The 17,506-nt window shown below is 73.4% G+C and carries 14 protein-coding genes; 7 read left to right on the forward strand and 7 right to left on the reverse strand.

The window, feature by feature from the left end; genetic code table 11:
- Window positions 1–54: 54 nt before the first annotated feature.
- Entirely contained in the window at window positions 55–2,697 is a 2,643-nt protein-coding gene (locus QCD66_RS19370; protein WP_407566713.1) for a discoidin domain-containing protein, read from the reverse strand.
- A 256-nt stretch (window positions 2,698–2,953) separates the two neighbouring features.
- Here QCD66_RS19370 and QCD66_RS19375 point away from each other — a divergent pair, with 256 nt between their 5' ends.
- A complete protein-coding gene (locus tag QCD66_RS19375) occupies window positions 2,954–3,538 on the forward strand; it encodes a DUF305 domain-containing protein (protein ID WP_364206367.1) in 585 nt (194 codons plus the stop codon).
- Between the two features lie 129 nt (window positions 3,539–3,667).
- Here QCD66_RS19375 and QCD66_RS19380 read toward each other — a convergent pair whose 3' ends face one another.
- The 6 genes from QCD66_RS19380 to QCD66_RS19405 form a co-directional block, all read right to left on the reverse strand.
- The gene (locus QCD66_RS19380; RefSeq protein WP_375736605.1) at window positions 3,668–5,083 is read right to left on the reverse strand and encodes a DUF1996 domain-containing protein; all 1,416 of its coding nucleotides are present in this window, start codon (window positions 5,081–5,083) and stop codon (window positions 3,668–3,670) included.
- 259 nt (window positions 5,084–5,342) lie between these two features.
- On the reverse strand, window positions 5,343–6,845 hold the full coding sequence (locus QCD66_RS19385) for an FtsX-like permease family protein (protein ID WP_364206371.1): 1,503 nt from the start codon (window positions 6,843–6,845) through the stop codon (window positions 5,343–5,345).
- Window positions 6,842–7,540, reverse strand: a complete 699-nt coding sequence (locus QCD66_RS19390; RefSeq protein WP_364206373.1) for an ABC transporter ATP-binding protein — start codon at window positions 7,538–7,540, stop codon at window positions 6,842–6,844. The genes QCD66_RS19385 and QCD66_RS19390 overlap by 4 nt, the downstream gene beginning before the upstream one ends.
- Window positions 7,537–8,073: a PadR family transcriptional regulator gene (locus QCD66_RS19395; protein ID WP_375736606.1), complete on the reverse strand. Its 537-nt coding sequence runs from the start codon at window positions 8,071–8,073 to the stop codon at window positions 7,537–7,539. Before QCD66_RS19395 ends, QCD66_RS19390 begins: the two co-directional genes overlap by 4 nt.
- A 72-nt stretch (window positions 8,074–8,145) precedes the next feature.
- Window positions 8,146–9,294, reverse strand: a complete 1,149-nt coding sequence (locus QCD66_RS19400; RefSeq protein WP_375736607.1) for an acyl-CoA dehydrogenase family protein — start codon at window positions 9,292–9,294, stop codon at window positions 8,146–8,148.
- Window positions 9,291–10,979: an AMP-binding protein gene (locus QCD66_RS19405; protein ID WP_364206377.1), complete on the reverse strand. Its 1,689-nt coding sequence runs from the start codon at window positions 10,977–10,979 to the stop codon at window positions 9,291–9,293. Before QCD66_RS19405 ends, QCD66_RS19400 begins: the two co-directional genes overlap by 4 nt.
- Before the next feature lie 290 nt (window positions 10,980–11,269).
- Here QCD66_RS19405 and QCD66_RS19410 point away from each other — a divergent pair, with 290 nt between their 5' ends.
- Genes QCD66_RS19410 through QCD66_RS19435 form a run of 6 tightly spaced genes read left to right on the forward strand, consistent with a single transcriptional unit; the run spans window position 11,270 to window position 17,491 of the window.
- Window positions 11,270–12,559 (forward strand): aminotransferase class I/II-fold pyridoxal phosphate-dependent enzyme, encoded by a 1,290-nt coding sequence (locus QCD66_RS19410; protein ID WP_364206379.1) that lies wholly within the window; start codon window positions 11,270–11,272, stop codon window positions 12,557–12,559.
- A gap of 12 nt (window positions 12,560–12,571) precedes the next feature.
- Window positions 12,572–13,426 (forward strand): family 3 encapsulin nanocompartment shell protein, encoded by an 855-nt coding sequence (locus QCD66_RS19415; protein WP_375736608.1) that lies wholly within the window; start codon window positions 12,572–12,574, stop codon window positions 13,424–13,426.
- Window positions 13,423–14,388 (forward strand): sulfotransferase, encoded by a 966-nt coding sequence (locus QCD66_RS19420; RefSeq protein ID WP_364206383.1) that lies wholly within the window; start codon window positions 13,423–13,425, stop codon window positions 14,386–14,388. The genes QCD66_RS19415 and QCD66_RS19420 overlap by 4 nt, the downstream gene beginning before the upstream one ends.
- Window positions 14,373–15,143: an SDR family oxidoreductase gene (locus QCD66_RS19425; RefSeq protein ID WP_364206385.1), complete on the forward strand. Its 771-nt coding sequence runs from the start codon at window positions 14,373–14,375 to the stop codon at window positions 15,141–15,143. Before QCD66_RS19420 ends, QCD66_RS19425 begins: the two co-directional genes overlap by 16 nt.
- Entirely contained in the window at window positions 15,140–16,300 is a 1,161-nt protein-coding gene (locus QCD66_RS19430; protein WP_364206387.1) for an MFS transporter, read from the forward strand. The genes QCD66_RS19425 and QCD66_RS19430 overlap by 4 nt, the downstream gene beginning before the upstream one ends.
- Before the next feature lie 9 nt (window positions 16,301–16,309).
- Window positions 16,310–17,491, forward strand: coding sequence for an MFS transporter (locus QCD66_RS19435; protein WP_364206389.1), 1,182 nt, complete (start codon window positions 16,310–16,312; stop codon window positions 17,489–17,491).
- The last annotated feature ends 15 nt before the right edge of the window (window positions 17,492–17,506 follow it).

The raw sequence follows: 17,506 nt of genomic DNA on the forward strand, positions 1-17,506 counted from the left end.
CAACGGTGTCCGCCCGGGACCGCGTCACGGTCCCGGGCGGACGATCGGGTACGGCTACGGATAGTTGGTCAGGTAGACCGTGGGTGTCGTCGAGTTCGCCGTCGGGCCGGTGTCGTTGATGATCCGGTTGATGGTGCCCACGCCACCCAGCGACACGGTCACCATGTTGGTGAAGCGGACGCCGGGCCGGTTGGGCACCTCGAAGGCACGGTCGGCCACGATGGACGCGTCGGAGGTGAAGACGCAGTAGCTGCCGAGGCCCCACGCCTGGTGGGTGTCGACGGTGTCGGCCACCTTGTACGCGGCGTAGCCGCGCGACGAACCGTTCATCCAGGCCGCCTGGTTCGGCGGGTCGTACGGCATCTCGTTCTGGTAGAAGTAGGTCCGGCCACGGTTGCCGTTCCAGATGGTCTGGTACTTCTGGTAGTGCTCGACGAAGAGGCCGTACATGGTGACGTCGTCACCGTTGACGATCAGTCCGGTGTCGGCGGTGTTGACGGTCCAGCCGACGCCCGCGCCGTGGTCGGCCCGCCACAGCCACAGGTGGTCGCCGATCACGTCGTCGCTGTTGATGGTCAGCGTGGTCGTGGCCCGGCCGACGCCCGGGCCGCCGATCCGGAAGAAGACGTCGTGCAGCGAGATCGGGTTCGCCGAGTTGTCGGCGGACGAGCCGGGCGGCCCGACCTCCATCAGCATCGGCGAGTTGACCTGGTCGGCCTCGAACATGATGCCGGCCACCTTGACCCCGCCGACGTCGGCGACCTTCATCGGCACGACGCCGCCCTGCGGCTGCAGGGTGGCCAGGCCGAGTCCGAGTACGACGGTGTCGGCGCGGTTGATCTGGATGGTCTGGTCGACCCGGTGCACGCCGGGGGTGAAGAGCAGGTTCTTCCCCTGGGCCAGGGCCGCGTTCACGGTCGCCGCGGCGGTGCCGGGCCGGACGATGAAGAACTGGCTCAGCGAGATGGACGTACCGACCGGGGTCTTGCCGTACCAGCTCGTGCCCTGCGAGTTGGTACGCAGCCCCGGCACGAAGACCCGGTACTCACCGGTGCCGTCGACGTAGAGGAACGGCTTCTCCCGTACGACCGGGGTCTGGTTGATCACGGTGTGCGAGGGGTTCGGGAAGTGCGGCGGCGGGGCGCCGGTGACCCCGGTGAAGACCATGTTCCAGACCGATCCGGTCCAGGCGCCGAACTCGCTGTTGCGGGAGAACCACTGCTGCTGCGAGCCGGAGACCACCAGGCCGTCGATCTTGGTGTCGGCCATCAGGCCACCGCTCGACCAGCCGTCGCCGCCGTTCCAGAGCTGGATCTGGTTCTGGCTGCCGCGCAGGTGCATCCGCCGGTACGGCGCCGCCTGCGACACCGCCCACCGCTCGACCTGCACATTGGACGGCAGGGTCACCGACAGGTTCTCGGCGGCCCGCCAGAAGTTCTGGGTCGCGTTGCCGCCGAACCAGTCCGCCTCGACGCGTACGTGGCCGTTGAGGTTGACATCGTCGGGTGAGAAGCCGAGGCCGGCGACCTGGGTGAAGAAGCCGAGGTTGACGTCGGCGGTGTAGTTGCCGGGCTTGAACAGCACCGCGTAGCGCTGCGGCCCGAACTGGTTGGTCTCCTGGCCGGTGAAGATCGTGTCGAGCCGGCTCTGGATGGTCGACGTCGGCGTCGACGGGTCGAACACGAACGTGTTGGGGCCGAAGTTGGGGTTGCGCGGGTCGGTCGGCTCGACCGGATCACCGCCACCGCCTGTCGTGAACACCCTGAACTCCCACAGTGAATAGCCGTATCCGGTGCCCCGCGCGGTGCCGTACATCCGAACGTAACGCCCGGAACCGGTCACGTTCAACGTCTGCGTACCGCCGGCACCGGTCGTCGTGGAATAGATGCTCGTCCAGGTGTTGCCGTCATTCGACGTCTGGATCTGGAAGGCCCGGCCGTACGCCCCCTCCCACGCGAGAACGACCTGGCAGATGGTGCGGGTCTGGCCGAGGTCGACGCGCAGCCACTGCGGGTCGGTGAACTGGCTCGACCAGCGGGTGCCGGTGTTGCCGTCCACCGCCGCCGACGCGGCCATGCCGGCGCTCTCGGCGGACGAGGCGGTGGCGGGGCGGCCCTGGGCGGCGTTCGTCGTGCCGCACGCGCCGGGAGTCGGGGTCGGGGTCGGGCCGCCGCCGAGCGTGCCGTACACCTCGAACTCGTACAACGAATACCCGTACCCCGACGACCGCACCGTGCCATACATCCGCACATACCGACCCGTGCCGCTGACATCAAGCGACTGCACACCACCCACACCCGACGTCGTCGAGTAGATCGACGTCCAGGTGGTGCCGTCATCCGACGTCTGAACCTGGAACGACCGCGCGAACGCACCCTCCCACCGCAACACCACCCGCGACACCGACGCCACACCACCCAGATCAACCCGAACCCACTGCGGATCAGCCCACACCGAACCCCACCGCGAACCCGGATCACCATCGAACGCATTCGACGCCGCCAGATCCACACCCTGCACCGACGACGCCAACGCCGGCCGATCCAACGACAACAACGTATCCGCGGCACTGGCCGCGGTGACCGAGCCGACGACGCCGACCGCGGCCAGCACGGCGGCAAGGGCCGCCGCCAGCACGGCACCGGAGCGTCGGCGGCGGCGTCGGGCATTGGGTACGGGGAGTGCTCCTGTTCTCATGTCTTCCTACCTGTCGTGACGAGGGGCATCCGGTCGGGATCCGCCGGACGGGGACGGGAACAAGATTGGAGAGCGCTCTCCAACAGAACCCGAGTGTTGCGCCGGACCACGGCCCACGTCAATACGTGTCCGACCTTCCGGCCGCGCTCTCCCAGGTCGGCGCCGGCCGCGCCCCGGACATTGACACCCGTCGCCAAGACTCGGAGACTGGCGGGCGAGAGCGCTCTCCCATCAGCGCACCGAGAAGGTGATCGTGATGCACCGGTCGACCACTCCCCCCGTCGTCGCGGTCGCCTGCCTGGCCGCGCTGCTCGCCGGCGGCTGCGCCACGACGAACGGCGGCGCACCCGGCGCGGACCCCGGACCGCCCGCCGCGGCCACGCCCTCGACCAGCTTCAACGGCACCGACCTCGCCTGGGTGCAACTGATGATCCCGATGAACGAGCGGACCCTGCCGCTGCTCGAACTGGCCGTCGCCCGGGGCACCGATCCGGACCTGCGCCGGCTCGCCGGTGAGATCCACGCCGCCCACCTGGCCGAGCTGACCCGGCTGCGGCACCTGCGTACCCTCGCCGGGCTGGACGGGACCAACCCGCACGAGGGTCATGACATGCCGGGCATGGTGACCGCCGTGCAGCTCGACGCCCTACGGGCCGCCACCGGCGCCGAGTTCGACCGGCTGTTCCACGACCGCCTGCGCGAACACGTCGACCAGTCGGCCCGGGTCTCGCGCGGCGAGCAGGAGTCCGGCGCCGACGCCGCGACCGTCGCGCTGGCCGGGGAGATGACCCGGGCCCGCACCACCTACCTCACCCGCCTGGACCAGCTCACCGCTCCCTGACCCACCCCGCAGCGCGCCGCGCGCGCCCGGCGCGCCCCCGCGCAAGATCCGCGTGATCAGGGAGTTTGCGGCCCGGCACGCCGGCGACACGCCGGACCTACTCCCTGATCACGCGGATCATCGAGAGAGTTACGGGAGTTCGTAGTCCTCGTTCAGGGCGGCGCCGGCCTGCGGGTTGTACAGGTCGAAACCACGGGCGTCGCACTGGAGGCCGCCGCGGATGCAGTGGTTGACCAGGGCGGCCAGGGTCGGGGGCTCCCAGGCGTTGAAGAAGTCGTAGTGGAACGAGTAGCCGCGTCCACTCGACAGCCGCACCTGGGACATGTCCCCGCTGACCGGGAACGCCATCTTGAACTCGATCATCGGCACGGCAACCGGGTGGCTGGTCGGGCAGATCCCGTTGACCGGGTAGGCCATGTGGCTCTTGTGGTCAGGGGTGTCCAGCCAGCGCCCGTCCCAGCAGCTCGGCGACTGGTAGCGCACGTTGAGCTGGGTGCCGGGCGGGCACCACGCCGGGAAGTCCGCGTTGTCGTAGCTGTCCCCGCACTCCCAGCCCTCGACCGAGCCGGCGATGAAGTCGGCGGCGGTGGCGGTCGGGCTGCCGACGACGTACCGCAGGCCGGGCGGGAACGGCCGGACGCTGGTGTAGTCGATGACCCCGGACTTGTAGTAGATGACCTGGTGGCCGGCGGGTGAGATGAGCTGGTTGCCGTTGTACATGGTCGGCATCCAGTAGCCGGACCGGTCCGCCGGCACCCGGCACGAGGTGCCGCCGGCCTGGAGCGACGCCAGCGTGCTGTAGGCGTTGGTCGTCGGGCTGCCCATGAAGGTGTGGTAGTGCGAGGCACCCGCCAGGTTGGGGAAGACGATCGGGTCGTCCGGCAGGTGATGGGTCGGGGCGCAGTTCGCCTGGAACTCGCGGTGCTCCTTGTTCGGCGGGCGGTGCGTCGACGGCACCACGCCGGTCACCGGCGGGTTGGCCGGCACGTACCCGTTGCCGGGCGGTGGGGTGGTCGGCGGGGCGCCACCCGTCGTACCGAAGACCCGGAACTCCCACAGGGAGTAGCCGTGCATGGTGCCCCGGGCGGTGCCGAGCAGCCGTACGTAGCGGCCGGTGCCGGTGACGTCCAGGGTCTGGTTGCCGCCGGTACCGGTCGTGGTCGAGTAGATCGTGCTCCAGGTGAACGTGTCGTCGGAGGTCTGGATCTGGTACGCCGTCGCGTACGCGGCCTCCCACTGCAACTCGACCCGGGTGATCGTGGACCGGGTGCCGAGGTCGACGCGGATCCACTGCGGATCGGCGGCGGCGCTGGACCAGCGGGTGTGGACGTCGGCGTCGAACGCCGCCGAGGCGGGGGTTCCGGCGCCCTGGTTGGACGAGGATGCGGCCGGGCGCCCGTGGGAGAGCAGGGCGGCCGCGGCGTCGGCGGAGTTGAGCGGGCCGGCGACGAGTGCCGAGGCGACGAGCGCGGTGACGGCCAGCGGCGCGACGAGCCGCCTGAGCCCTGGATACCGCGGGCGTGCCGCGATGGGGGTGGATGACATCAGATCTCCTGCGGGGTGTGATGGGAGGCGATGTGTTTGGAGAGCGCTCTCCAAAGAAGGTTACGCCCATGTTGCGAGACGTCAATACATCGATCTCTGCCGTATCCGCACCGATTCGCGGCGATGGGCCAGGGGTGCGTGGTGATCGTTAGTCGTTCCGCCGGCACAGGTACGGCGTGTCGAGCTGCCGGACAGCTGATGATCACGGGTTCCCTGGCGGTTTGCCGAGGAAGGACCCCCGAGCGAGAACCGGGGCGGGTCAGCCGACGCGCAACTCCTCGACAGCCGTACTCGCCCGCAGGAAGAGCAGCCCGACCGCGGTCATGAACAGCACCGTCGCCACCCCGCCGGCACCGAACACGAGCAGGTGGTCCCACAGCACCGGAATCGCGCGCACGGACTCCTCGGACCGGGCGCACACGCCGTCGACACAGCCCTCCATCCGGACGACGCCGACCTCGGTCGCGATCCCGCGGGGCAGCAGCGCGCCGACGACCAGCGCGAGCCCGACCGCCGGTACGGCCGGGGCCGCCACCTGCCAGACGATCGAGGCGGCCAGGGTCCGGCGGGGCACACCGGTGGCGACGAGCATGGCGTAGGCGCGGCGCCGGGCCACGATGCTCTCGGCGAGCGCGACGAGCAGGCCACCGGCCGCGATCACCACCCCCACCCCGACAGCCAGGTCGACCAGGTCGAGGGTTCGGGAGTAGAAGTCCGAGCCGCTCGGGTCGTACGGGTAGCCCTGCGCGGCGGCGTCCGCCCGGCTGGCCTCCTCCTGCACGTCGCGGCCGGTGGTGATCCAGGCCCGCACGCCGGCCGCGCCGCCGGCGAAGAGCATGCAGGCCAGTAGCGCGGCCAGGGTACGGCTGCCGGTCCACGGGTCGGCGACGAGCCGCCGCGCGGCGAGCAGCGTCGCCGGTCCCCGGCCGATCCGGAGCAGCAGCCGCCCGGCGGTGTACGAGAGCCATCCGGTCCCGAGAATCACGCCGGCGGCGGCGAAGAGTGCGCCGAGGAAGAGCGCCAGGGGTGCCAGCCAGTTCGGCACGTCCTGCTCGGCGAGCCAGCGGCTCAGCGGCATCAGGGTGACGAACGGGGCGGCGCCGACCGCGATGAGGATGCCGGGCCAGGGCGCGGGTGCGCCGGTACGCCCCGACCGCCGGACGACCCCGAGCGGGCCGACCACGACCCGGCGCATCAGCAGTGCGGTGACCAGGGCGGCGAGCAACGGCAGCCCCACCACGGTGGCGACGACCCCGGGCCCGGCGGGCAGCACGTCGGTCGGCAGCGGCAGCTGCCCCCGCCTGTCCGGTCGGTGCAGCAGTTCGTGGCCGGCGAGGAACACGCCGAGCCCGGCGAGGGTGCCGAGCAGGGCTGCGATCCCGGTCTCGGCGACCGCGACCAGCACCGCCTGCCGGGGCGAGGCACCGGCCAGCCGGAAGCCGGCCAGCCGCCGCTCACGGGCCGGCGCACCCACCCGGAAGCACTGCCCGGCAAGGGCCAGGATCGGGATGGTCAGCAGCACCAGGGCCAGCGCGGTGCCGCCCCGTAGCCCGGGCTCGCGCAGCAACGCGTTGGAATACTGCGTCGACAGCCGCGCACCGGTCTCGTCGGCCACCGCGAGGGGCGTCGAGATCGCCAGGACGTTCAGCGCGGCAAGTACGGCGAGCGTCGCGAGCAGCATGCTGACGGCGGTGAGCACGACCCGCATGAGGTCCGTACGGGTGCCGGCCAGGGAGAGCCGGAGCAGGACCGACGGCCTCATCGCGGGTACCGGACGGACGTGGCCAGGCCGAGGCCGGTCGGGTCGATGCCGCCGTCGCGCATGGTCACCTCCCGGGTGGCGTAGCCGGCCACCTGGACGTCGTGGGTGACCAGGACGACCGTCGTGCGCTGCTCGCGGGCGAGCCGGACCAGTTGGATGAGCACCTGCTCGCCGGTGAGCGAGTCGAGGGCACCGGTGGGTTCGTCGGCGAAGAGCACCCGTGGCTCGGTGACCAGGGCACGGGCGACCGCGCACCGTTGCTGCTGGCCGCCGGACATCTCGCCGGGCCGGGTGTCGGCCAGGTCGGCGACGCCGAGCCGGTCGAGCCAGGTGAGCGCGGCGACGCGGGCCTCGCGCCGGCCGGTGCCGGCGAACAGCAGTGGCAGGGCCACGTTCTCGGCGGCGGTCAGTTCGGCGACGAGCTGACCGAACTGGAAGAGCACGCCGAACTCGGTACGGCGCAGCCGGGAGCGGGTCGCCTCGGGCAGGGCGTCGACGCGCTGGTCGCGGTAGCGGATCTCGCCGGCGTCGGGGCGCAGGATTCCGGCCAGACAGTGCAGCAGCGTGGACTTGCCACACCCGCTCGGCCCGGTCACCGCCACGATCTCACCCTCGTCGACGTCGACGCTCACGCCGCGCAGAGCGGGTGTGTGCCCGTACGACTTGACCACTCCTCGTGCCCGCAGGAAAGTCATCCCCGTATCTCCCGGTGCAGTTCGGTGACGCGGTCGAGGGTGTTCTGCACCCAGCGCAGGTCCGCGTCGAGATGGACGATCGCGTAGTCGGCGGCGACGACCTCGCCGAGGCTCGCCCCGGGATCGGTCTTGAGCGCGGTGAGTTCGCGCAGCCGGTCGACGTGCGCCTGGCGCTGGGCGACCAGGTAGGCCCGCGCCCGGTCGGCGCCGGAGACCAGGATCGCGACGACGACCTTGACGAACAGGGCGCCGGTGACGAACGGCGCCGGCCGCTCGACGGTGGCGAGCCAGTCGGACAGCGCGACCTCGCCGCCCTCGGTCAGCCGGTACGACGTGCGGTCGGGTCCACCGTCGCGGTCCTGGCCGGCCGGTTCGACGAGGCCGTCACGTTCGAGCCGGCCGAGGGTGGCGTAGACCTGGCCGTAGGCCACCGGTTTGACCCGGGGCAGCCGTTCGTCGTGGGACCGCTTCAGCTCGTATCCGTGCTGCGGGCCCCCGGCGAGCAGGCCCAGCAGCACGTGTGCCGTCGACATGCGGGCCACTATTCACTGAATGAATAGCGGACGTCAAGCGCGGGCCAGCGGCCGGCGGGTGTGGTCGGCGGGTCAGGGCGCGCTGTCGCGGCCGAGCAGCAGGCGGGCGACCACGAGCTTGGTGACCTGGGCCGTGCCGTCGCCGATCTCCAGCCCCATCACGTCGCGCATCCGCTGGCCGAGCGGGCTCTCGTCGCCCCAGCCGTGCTGGCCGAAGGTGAGCAGCGCCTGGTGGGCCGCCTCGAACGCGGCACGGGGCGCCCACCACTTGGCCATGTTGGCGGCCAGCCGGTGGTCCTGCCCGGCGTCCTTGCGCCACAGTGCCTCGTACGCCAGCAGCCGGGCGGCGTGCAGGTAGGTGGCGTGTTCGACCAGCGGGAACGACAGGCCCTGGAACCGGCCGATCGGCTGGCCGAAGGCGTGCCGCTCGCGGGCGTGGTCGAACGCCTCGTCGAGGGAGGCGGAGGCGGCGCCGACGCAGATCAGGCTGATCAGGGCGCGGGAGTAGTCGAAGCCGCGCATCACCTGCACGAAGCCGAGGCCGGGGCCGGCCACGACGTCGTCGGCGTCGACCGGCAGGGCGTCGAAGGTGAGTTCGGCCCGGCCGGCCGAGCGGTTGCCGACGTCGGTTGTCGTACGCCGGGCGACGTGGGCGTCGTCGAGCCTGGCGTAGAAGGCGGTGATGCCGTGCGGGCCGGCCGCGCCGGTGCGGGCGAAGACCAGGCCGTGGGTGGCGTAGCCGCCGAGCATGATGGAGCTCTTGACGCCGGACAGCCGCCAGCCCTTGTCGCCGTCGGGTTCGGCGCGCATCTCGACGGCGGCGGCGTCGGTGCCGTGGTCGGGTTCGGTCAGGCACAGGGCGACGATCGCCGAGCCGTCGGCGATCGGGGACAGCCAGCGGTCGCGCTGGGCCTGGTCGCCGTTGGCGGCCAGCACGTCGGCGATGAGGGCGGCGTTCAGCGCCGGGTAGCAGGCGTTGAAGTCGGCGCGGGCCAACTCCTCCAGGGCGACGCCGGTGCTGACCGCGTCGCGGCCGAGCCCGCCGTACCCGGTGGCGATCCGCAGCCCGAGCAGGCCGGCGCCGGCCAGGTCGGCGTAGAGGCCGGGGCGGGGGGCGCCGCGGGCGTCGGCGGCCTGGTAGTCGGGTGCGACGTGGGTGGCGGCGAAGGCCCGGATCCGGGCGCGCAACTCTTCCTGCTCGGGGGTGAGGTCGAAGTTCACGCGGCCACCGCCGGTCCGTCCGGGGCGCCGTCGGCCCGGGCCGGGCCGGCCGCGTACCGTCCACTGAGGATGAACTTCTGGATTTTGCCGGACGGGGTGCGCGGCAGGGCGTCGACGACCTCGACCCGTTCCGGCCAGTACTGCCGGGCCATGTCCAGCGCGCCGAGGTGTGCCTGGAGGTCGGCCACGGTCAGCGGCGCGTCGGCGACCAGGACCGCGCAGGCGCGTTCGCCGAGCCGCTCGTCGGGATAGCCGATCAGGGCCACGTCGCGTACGGCCGGGTGGCGCAGCAGGGCCGCCTCGACCTCGACCACCGGGATCTTCTCGCCGCCGCGGGAGATGACGTCCTTGACCCGGCCGGCGATGCGGATGCCGCCGTGGCCGTCGTCGCGGGCCAGGTCGCCGGTGTCGAACCACCCGTCGGCGTCCACACACGACTCGTACAGTTCGGGGCGCCGGTAGTAGCCCAGGCACTGGTTGGCGCCGCGGACGAGCAACCGGCCGGTCTGCCCGGCGGGCACCGGGTCGCCGGCGTCGTCGGCGATGCGGACCTCCATCCACGGCGGCGGCGAGCCGTCGCTGCGGGTGGCCAGGTCGGGCGGGTCGGCGGGCCGGGTGATGGTGACCGTGCCGTTCTCGGTCATCCCCCACAGCGCGTAGACCCGGGTGCCGAGCACCTCCGCGGCCCGTTCGGCGACGACCGGGGCGATCGGGGCGCTGCCGCAGGCGAAACTGCGCAGCGACGAAAGGTCGCGCGGCGCGCGGCGCTGGGCGTCGATCAGGTCGACCAGGAAGGTCGGCGCGCCCATCGAGAAGGTGACCCGCCGCTCCTCGATCACCCGCAGCATCAGGTCTGGCCGCCAGGCGTCGAGTTGCACGGCGGTGGCGCCAAGGGTGAGCGGCATGAGGAAGCAGTAGGCGAATCCGGCCTGGTGGGTCAGGGGCGAGCCCATCGCGATCACGTCGTCGCCGGTCAGGCCGAGTGCCTCGTATTCGGTGCGGACCAGGGCGTGCAGCGTGTTGTGGGTGTGCATCACGCCCTTGGGCTCGCCGGTGGTGCCGGAGGTGAACATGATCTGGGCGAGGTCGTCCGGGAGAGCCTCCGGGTGGTCGGCGTCGGCCGGCAGGTCGGCGCGCAGGAAGGCGGCGGCGAAGTCGACCACCGCGGGGTCGCCGCCGGTCCCGGGCGGGGTGGCGGGGGCGTCGAGCAGCACCCGGTGGCGCAGGCCCGGTACGGCCCGGGCCACCTCGGCGGCCAGGTCGGCGTACGAGAAGTCGCGCAGCCGGGCGGGAGCGACGTAGACGGGGCTGCCGGTGAGGCCGACCATGTGCTCGACCTCGCGGCGCCGCATGATCGGGATGACCGGGTTGACGACCGCGCCGAGCCGGAAGGTGGCCAGGCACAGGGCGACGAACTGCCAGGAGTTGGGCATCTGGAGGGTGACGACGTCGCCGGGGCCGACGCCGAGGTCGCGCAGTGCGGCGGCGAACCGGCCGGTGTGGGCGAGCAGTTCGGCGTAGGTGACGGTCTCGGTGGGTGCCCCGTCGGCGTGGTAGCAGACGACGGCCGGCTTGTCGGGGTGGCGGCGGGCGCCGTCGCGCAGGTCGTCGAGGATGGTCCGGTCGCGCCACCAGCCGGCCGCCCGGTAGGCCGGCGGGCTGTGGTCGGGCAGGGGGGTCGTCATCGGGGGTCGCCTCCTGACGTGGAGCGTCGGCGGTGCCACCTCGCGGCGGTGGGGGTGTCGCCAGTGGACCGCCCGCCCATCCTGACCAACACAGCGTGATCAAGCAAGAGCTGACCGCGATCAAGGACTTTCGCAAAAAAGATTGCCTGCAACGACCAGCATCAATGCAAGATCTGCAATCAACAGGAAACTTGCGGACTGGCAATTGTTAACGACCCCGCGTAACGTCGCCGAGCGTATCCCGCCCACCACGCGGAGCAGGGCCCGACTCTGACCAGGAGAAGGTTCCGATGTTGACCCACGGCGACAGCGCCACCAGTCCCCCGACCATCGGTCCGCCCGGCCCACCGGCCGTCCTCGGCGGCACCCCCATCCGGACCCGCCCCTGGCCGACGTACGACAAGGGCGACGTCTGGATCAGCGAGGCCGACGAGCAGGCGGCCATCGGCGCCATCCGCGAGCGGCGCTACTTCCGCTACGACACCCGCCCGCACGCCGAGACCCACACCGGACGGTTCGAACAGGGCCTGTGCGACTACTTCGGCGTACGGCACGCACTGGCCTGCGCCAGCGGCACCACGGCGATCGCGCTGGGCCTGCTCGGCCTGGGCCTGCCGGCCGGCTCCCCCGTCGCCTGCCCGGCGTTCACCTTCGCCGCCACGCCCAGCGCGATCCTGCTCGCCGGCCACCGGCCGGTCGTCGTGGAGTGCGACGAGGACCTGCACCTCGACCTCGATGACCTGCGCCGGGCGCTCGCCGAGGGGGTCGCCGCCATCGTCGTGGTGCACATGCGCGGCTTCGCCGGCGACATGCCCGCCATCTGCGCCCTGGCCGCCGAATACGGCGTACCCGTGATCGAGGACGCGGTGCCCGCGCTCGGCGCCGCGCTCGACGGCCGTCCACTGGGGACGTTCGGCCGGGCCGGTGCCTTCTCCACCCAGTCCGACAAGGCCCTCAACACCGGCGAGGGCGGCTTCCTGCTCACCGACGACCCGGAACTCTACGCCCGCGCGGTGGTGTTCAGCGGGGCGTACGAGGGGCGGCTGGCCCGGCACTTCGGCGGCGACCGCCCGCCCGTCGACGACCTGGCCCACCCCATCTTCGGCGTACGGATGGACGAGATCCGGGCCGCCCTGGCCGGCGCGCTGCTCACCGGGCTGCCCGCCAAGCTCACCGCCCACCACCGCAACTACGCCCACGTGGCCGCCGGCCTGGCCGACCTGCCCGGGGTGGCGCTGCGCCGGCCGGTGGCCCCGGGCGCCTACCTCGGCGAGGCGCTGGTCTTCCGGCTGCCGGGCGCCACCGCGGCCCAGTCCGCGTGGTTCGCCGCCGCGATCCGCGCCGAGGGGATCGACGCCCGCGCCCTGGCCGACCCGGGCGACACCAACGTACGGGTCTTCTGGAACTGGCGGTTCCTGGTCGGCCCCGACCCGGCCGCCGCCCGGGCCCGCTGGCCCAGGACCGCCCGGCACCTCGACGAGGCCATCGACATCCCGCTGTCGGCCAACCTCACCGCCGACGACTGCGACCAGCTCGTCGCGGCGGTGACCCGGGTGCTGCCCGCCCTCCCGCCCGGCTGAACGGGGACCACGATGCGCTATCTGCTCGCCGACCCGAACCTGACCCACCGCGGCCCCGGTGAGGAGCTCGCCCGCGCCGTCGCCGCCGACCGGGGCGGGCCGGTCACCGTCCGGCTCGCGGTGTCGCTGCCGACCACGTTCCCGCTGGCCGCGCACCGGCCGCGCTACACCGTACGGCACCTGCTGAAGACCGCGACCGTCGTCGACGAGACCGTACGGTTCGTCGCCGAACCCCCGGCCCCGGACGGCCCGCAGTCGTCCGGGGACCGCTACGGCGCCACCCCGGAGGCCCGGTTCCGCCCGCGGCTGGCGCAGACGAAGCTGACCGAACTCGCCGCCGCTGTGCCGCTGCCGGCCGGCCTGACCGACGATCCCGCCCTGCTCGCCGCCTTCGTCGACCACCGGGTCGTGGTGCGGTTGTGCACGGTGGAGAACGAGGTCTTCCTGCACGGCAGCGCCGACGGCGCGATCACCGGCCTGCTCCACCTGCCGGGGCTGCGCCGCCGGGCGGCGCCCGGACCGCTGGGTGCCGAGGTGGTCCGGGCCGCCGCGCGGGTGGAGGAGATGGGCGGCTCCTGCGACGGGATCGTGGTGCACCCCGACCGCTACTGGGAGCTGGTCCACGACGGGCTGCTCGGCCGCCTCGCCGAGGCCGGCGTACGGGTCAGCCGCACCCGGATGATCGCGCCCGACCTGATGCTGTTCGGCGACTTCCGGGCCGCCGTGACCCTGGTCGAGCCGGGCGTGTCGACGCTGTCGCTGCGGCCCGGCGCCGGGCCGGACGGCGCCGACCTGGTGACCGCCGCGCTGCCGGTCGGGCTGGCCGTGCACCTGCCACAGCACTTCCTGCTGCTGGAGCGGCAGTGACGGCGGCCGGGCCGCCCCGGGTCCTGTACGTCACCGGCTGGTGCCGCAGCGGTTCGACCGTGCTCGGCAACCTGCTCGGCGAGCTCACCGGTGTGGTGCACGTCGGCGAGCTGCACTACCTGTGGCGCAACGGCGTGCTGCGGCAGGGCACCAACACCTCCTGCGGCTGCGGGGAACAGGTCGCCGACTGCCCACTGTGGAGCAAGGTGCTGGCCACCGTCGCCACCCCCGATCCGGCGCGGGTCGCCCGCCGGATGCTCGACGTCCAGCGCGGCTACCTGCGTACCCGGCACACCGGCGCCCGGCTGCGCGAGTCGGTCGCGCACCGGACCGCGCCGGCCGACGGCGCGCCGGCGGTGACCGCCGCCCTCGACCGGATGGTGGGCTGCTACCGGGCGATCACCGCCCAGACCGGCGCCCGGCTCGTCGTCGACGGCTCGAAATACCCGGCCGAGGCCGCCGCCCTGCTCCGCCGCGAGGACCTCGACCTGCGGATCCTGCACCTGATCCGCGACCCGCGGGCCAGCGCACACTCCTGGCGGCGGCCCAAGGCGTACATTCCGGCGATGGGCGTCACCCGCAGCACCGGCTACTGGACCGCCGCGAACGTCGCCTCCGACCGGATCGGCCGGGCCGCCCCCGACCGCTACCTGCGGCTGCGCTACGAGGACTTCACCCGCGACCCGCGGGCCGCGCTGGCCCGGGTGCTGGCCCTGGCCGGGCTGCCCGACCCGCCGCCGGTGACCGCCGACGGCGAGGCGGTGCTCGGCGTCAACCACACCGTCACCGGCAACCCCGACCGGCTGGTGCACGGGCCGGTGCGGATCCGGCCCGACGACGGCTGGAAGGCGCGGCTGCCGGCCGGGCCGGGGCTGCTCGCCACCCTGATCGCCAGTCCGGTGCTGAGCCGGTACGGCTACCCCTTCCGCCGCCAGGGAGGCCACCCATGGATCTCGGAATAGCCGGCCGGGTCGCGCTGGTCGCCGGCGCCACCAGCGGGCTCGGCCGGGCCGCCGCCCACGCCCTGGCCGCCGAGGGCTGCGCCCTGTCGATCTGCGCCCGCGACCCCGACCGGCTGGCCGCCACCGCGGCGGAACTGACCGCCGCCGGGGCCGGCAAGGTCGGCGCGTACGCCGTCGACATCGGCGACGAGGCCGCCGTCGCCGGCTGGGTTGCGGCCACCGCCCGCGACTTCGGCGCGGTGCACATCGTGGTCAGCAACGGCGGCGGCCCACCGCCCGGCCCCGTCGACGCGTTCGGTCTCGACGGCTACCGCACCGCGGTGGAGACGGCGCTGCTGCCGCACATCGGGCTCGCCCTGGCCGCCCTGCCGCACCTGCGGGCCGCCGGCTGGGGCCGGATCCTGCTGGTCGCCTCGGAGACCGTCCGCCAGCCGATCCCGCACTACGGCCTGTCCAGCACCGTACGGCCCGGCCTGCTCGGCTTCGCCCGCTCGCTGGTCACCTCGCTCGGCCCCGGCGGGATCACCGTCAACGTGCTGGCGCCGGGCTACCACGACACACCGGGGCTACGGCGCCAGTTCGGCGCCGACGCCGACGCCCGGCTCGCCGACATCGGCGCCGGCATCCCGCTCGGCCGGGTCGGCGACGCCGCCGACTTCGGCGCCGTCGTCGCCTTCCTCGCCGGGCGGCCGGCCGCTTTCGTCACCGGCACCTGCCTGCTGGTCGACGGCGGCGCGACCCGGGGAATCGGGTGACCGCCGTACCGACCACCGGGCCGCGCTGGGGCGTCGTCGTCGGCGGGCTGCTGGTCACCCTGCTGATCGTCTTCGTCGCGTTCGGCGCCGTGGTGCCGGTGCTCCCGCCGCTGGTGCTCGACCGGCTCGCCGGCTCGCAGTTCACCGTCGGGCTGGCGTTCGCGCTGTCCGGCATCGCCGCGCTGCTCGGCCGCCCGTACGCCGGCCGGCTGGCCCAGCGCCACGGCAGCCGTCCGGTGATGGTCGCCGGCTGCGTCCTCGCCGCCCTGGTCGGCGCCGCCTACGCGGTGCCGGCCGGACTGCCCGGGCTGCTGGCCACCCGGGTGCTGATGGGGCTGGCCGAGGCGGTCGTCTTCACCGCCGGCTCGGTGTGGGTGGTAGCGCTCGCCCCGGCGCACCGCCGCGCCGAGATCGTCGGCTACTACGGGCTGGCGATGTGGGGCGGCTGGACCCTCGGCCCGATGGTCGGGCACCTGCTGCGTACCGGGGTCGGCTACCCGGCGGTGTGGACCCTGGCCGCGCTGGCGCCGCTGGCCGCCGTCGCGGTCGTCGCCGCCCTGCCCGGTACGGTGCCCGGCGAGGCCGGGCCGGCCCGGCTGCTCCCCCGGCCGGTCGTCCTGCCCGGGACCGCACTGGCCCTGTCGGCGTTCGGGTACGCCGCGCTCACCGGCTTCGTCGCCCTGCACCTGGCCGACCGGGGCATCGGCCACGGCGCGGTGCTGCTCAGCCTCTTCGGCGCCGCGTACGTGCTGGTCCGGCTGGTCTTCGGCCGGCTGCCGGACCGGGTCGGGCCGCGCCCCGTCGTCGTCTTCTGCGGGCTCGCCGAGGCGGCCGGCCTGCTGCTGATCGCCCTCGCCCCGACGTTCTGGGTCGCCGCGGTCGGCGCGCTGGTCATGGGCGGCGGGTTCACGCTGCTCTATCCGGCGCTCGCGCTGCTGGTGATCCGCCGGTCGGCGGAGCGGGACCGGGGTACGGCGCTCGGCGCGTACACCTCGTTCTGGGACCTGGGGCTCGGGGTCGCCGGCCTCGTCACCGGCGCGGTCGCGCTGATCGGGTACGGCTGGGTGTTCGTGCTGGCCGCCGGGCTGGCCGCGACCGCGGCGGCGATCGGGGCGTTCGCCACAGCGATGCGCGCGCCCGCGCCGCAGCGGGTATAACCGGGAGCCGTGTCGTCAGAGATCAGCTCCATCCTGCGCACGATCGCGCTGCCGGTCCTGCTGCCCACCGCGCTGTACGGGGTCGGGGTCGGCGCGATCACCCCGGTGATCGTGTTCAGCGCCCGCGACCTGGGCGCGTCGATCGGTGTCGCCGGGCTGGTCGCCGCGCTGCTCGGGGTCAGCCAGGTGGTCGGCAACCTGCCGTCCGGGCGGATCATCACCCGGATCGGTGAGCGGTCGGCGATGATCTGGGCCGCGGTGGTGTCGGTGGCCGGTGCGCTGGCCTGCGCGCTGGCGCCGGCGCTGTGGGTGTTGACCGCCGGGGTCGTCGTGATCGGCGTGGCGGGTTCGGTGTGGGGGCTGGCCCGGCAGACCTACCTGTCCGAGACGGTGCCGTACGTGGCGCGGGCCCGGGCCATGTCGACCCTCGGCGGGGCCAACCGGATCGGCTACTTCCTCGGCCCGTTCGTCGGGGCCGCGGTGATGGGGTGGACCGGCACCGACGGGGCGTACTGGGTGTTCGTCGTCGCGGTCGCCGCCGCCGGCGCGGCGGTGCTGACGCTGCCCGACGTCGGCACCGGGCGGGTGCCCGGCGGCCCGCCGGACGCCGGACTGCTGGCGATCCTGCGCACCAGCCTGCCGCTGCTGCGCACCCTGGGCGTGGCGGCGGTCCTGGTCGGCGCGGTCCGTGGGGCCCGCCAGGTGGCGTTGCCGCTGTGGGCCGACCACCTCGGTCTGGATCCGACGACGGCGAGCCTGATCTACGGCGCGGCCGCGGCGATGGACATGCTGCTGTTCTACCCGGCCGGCAAGGTGATGGACACGTACGGGCGGCGCTGGATCGGCGTGCCGTCGATGCTCGTCCTCGGCGTCACCCATCTGGCGTTGCCGCTGACCTCGACGGTGCCGACGCTGACCGTGGTGGCGTTGCTGATGGGTCTCGGCAACGGCATCGGCAGCGGGGTGATGATGACGATCGGCGCCGACATCGCACCGGCGGAGCACCGCGCCACCTTCCTCGGCGCATGGCGGCTCTGCAACGACCTCGGCGGCAGCGCCGGGCCGCTGCTGGTCGGCGTGCTCGGTACGCTCGGCGCGCTCGGCGCGGGGATCGCCGGGATGGGCCTGGTCGGCTTCGCCGGTGCCGCGGCCCTCCACCGCTGGACGCCACGGCACCGGCCCCGAACCTGACCCGCCGGGTGGAGA

The organism is Polymorphospora sp. A560, from assembly GCF_045781765.1.
GTDB classification, from domain to species: domain Bacteria; phylum Actinomycetota; class Actinomycetes; order Mycobacteriales; family Micromonosporaceae; genus Polymorphospora; species Polymorphospora lycopeni.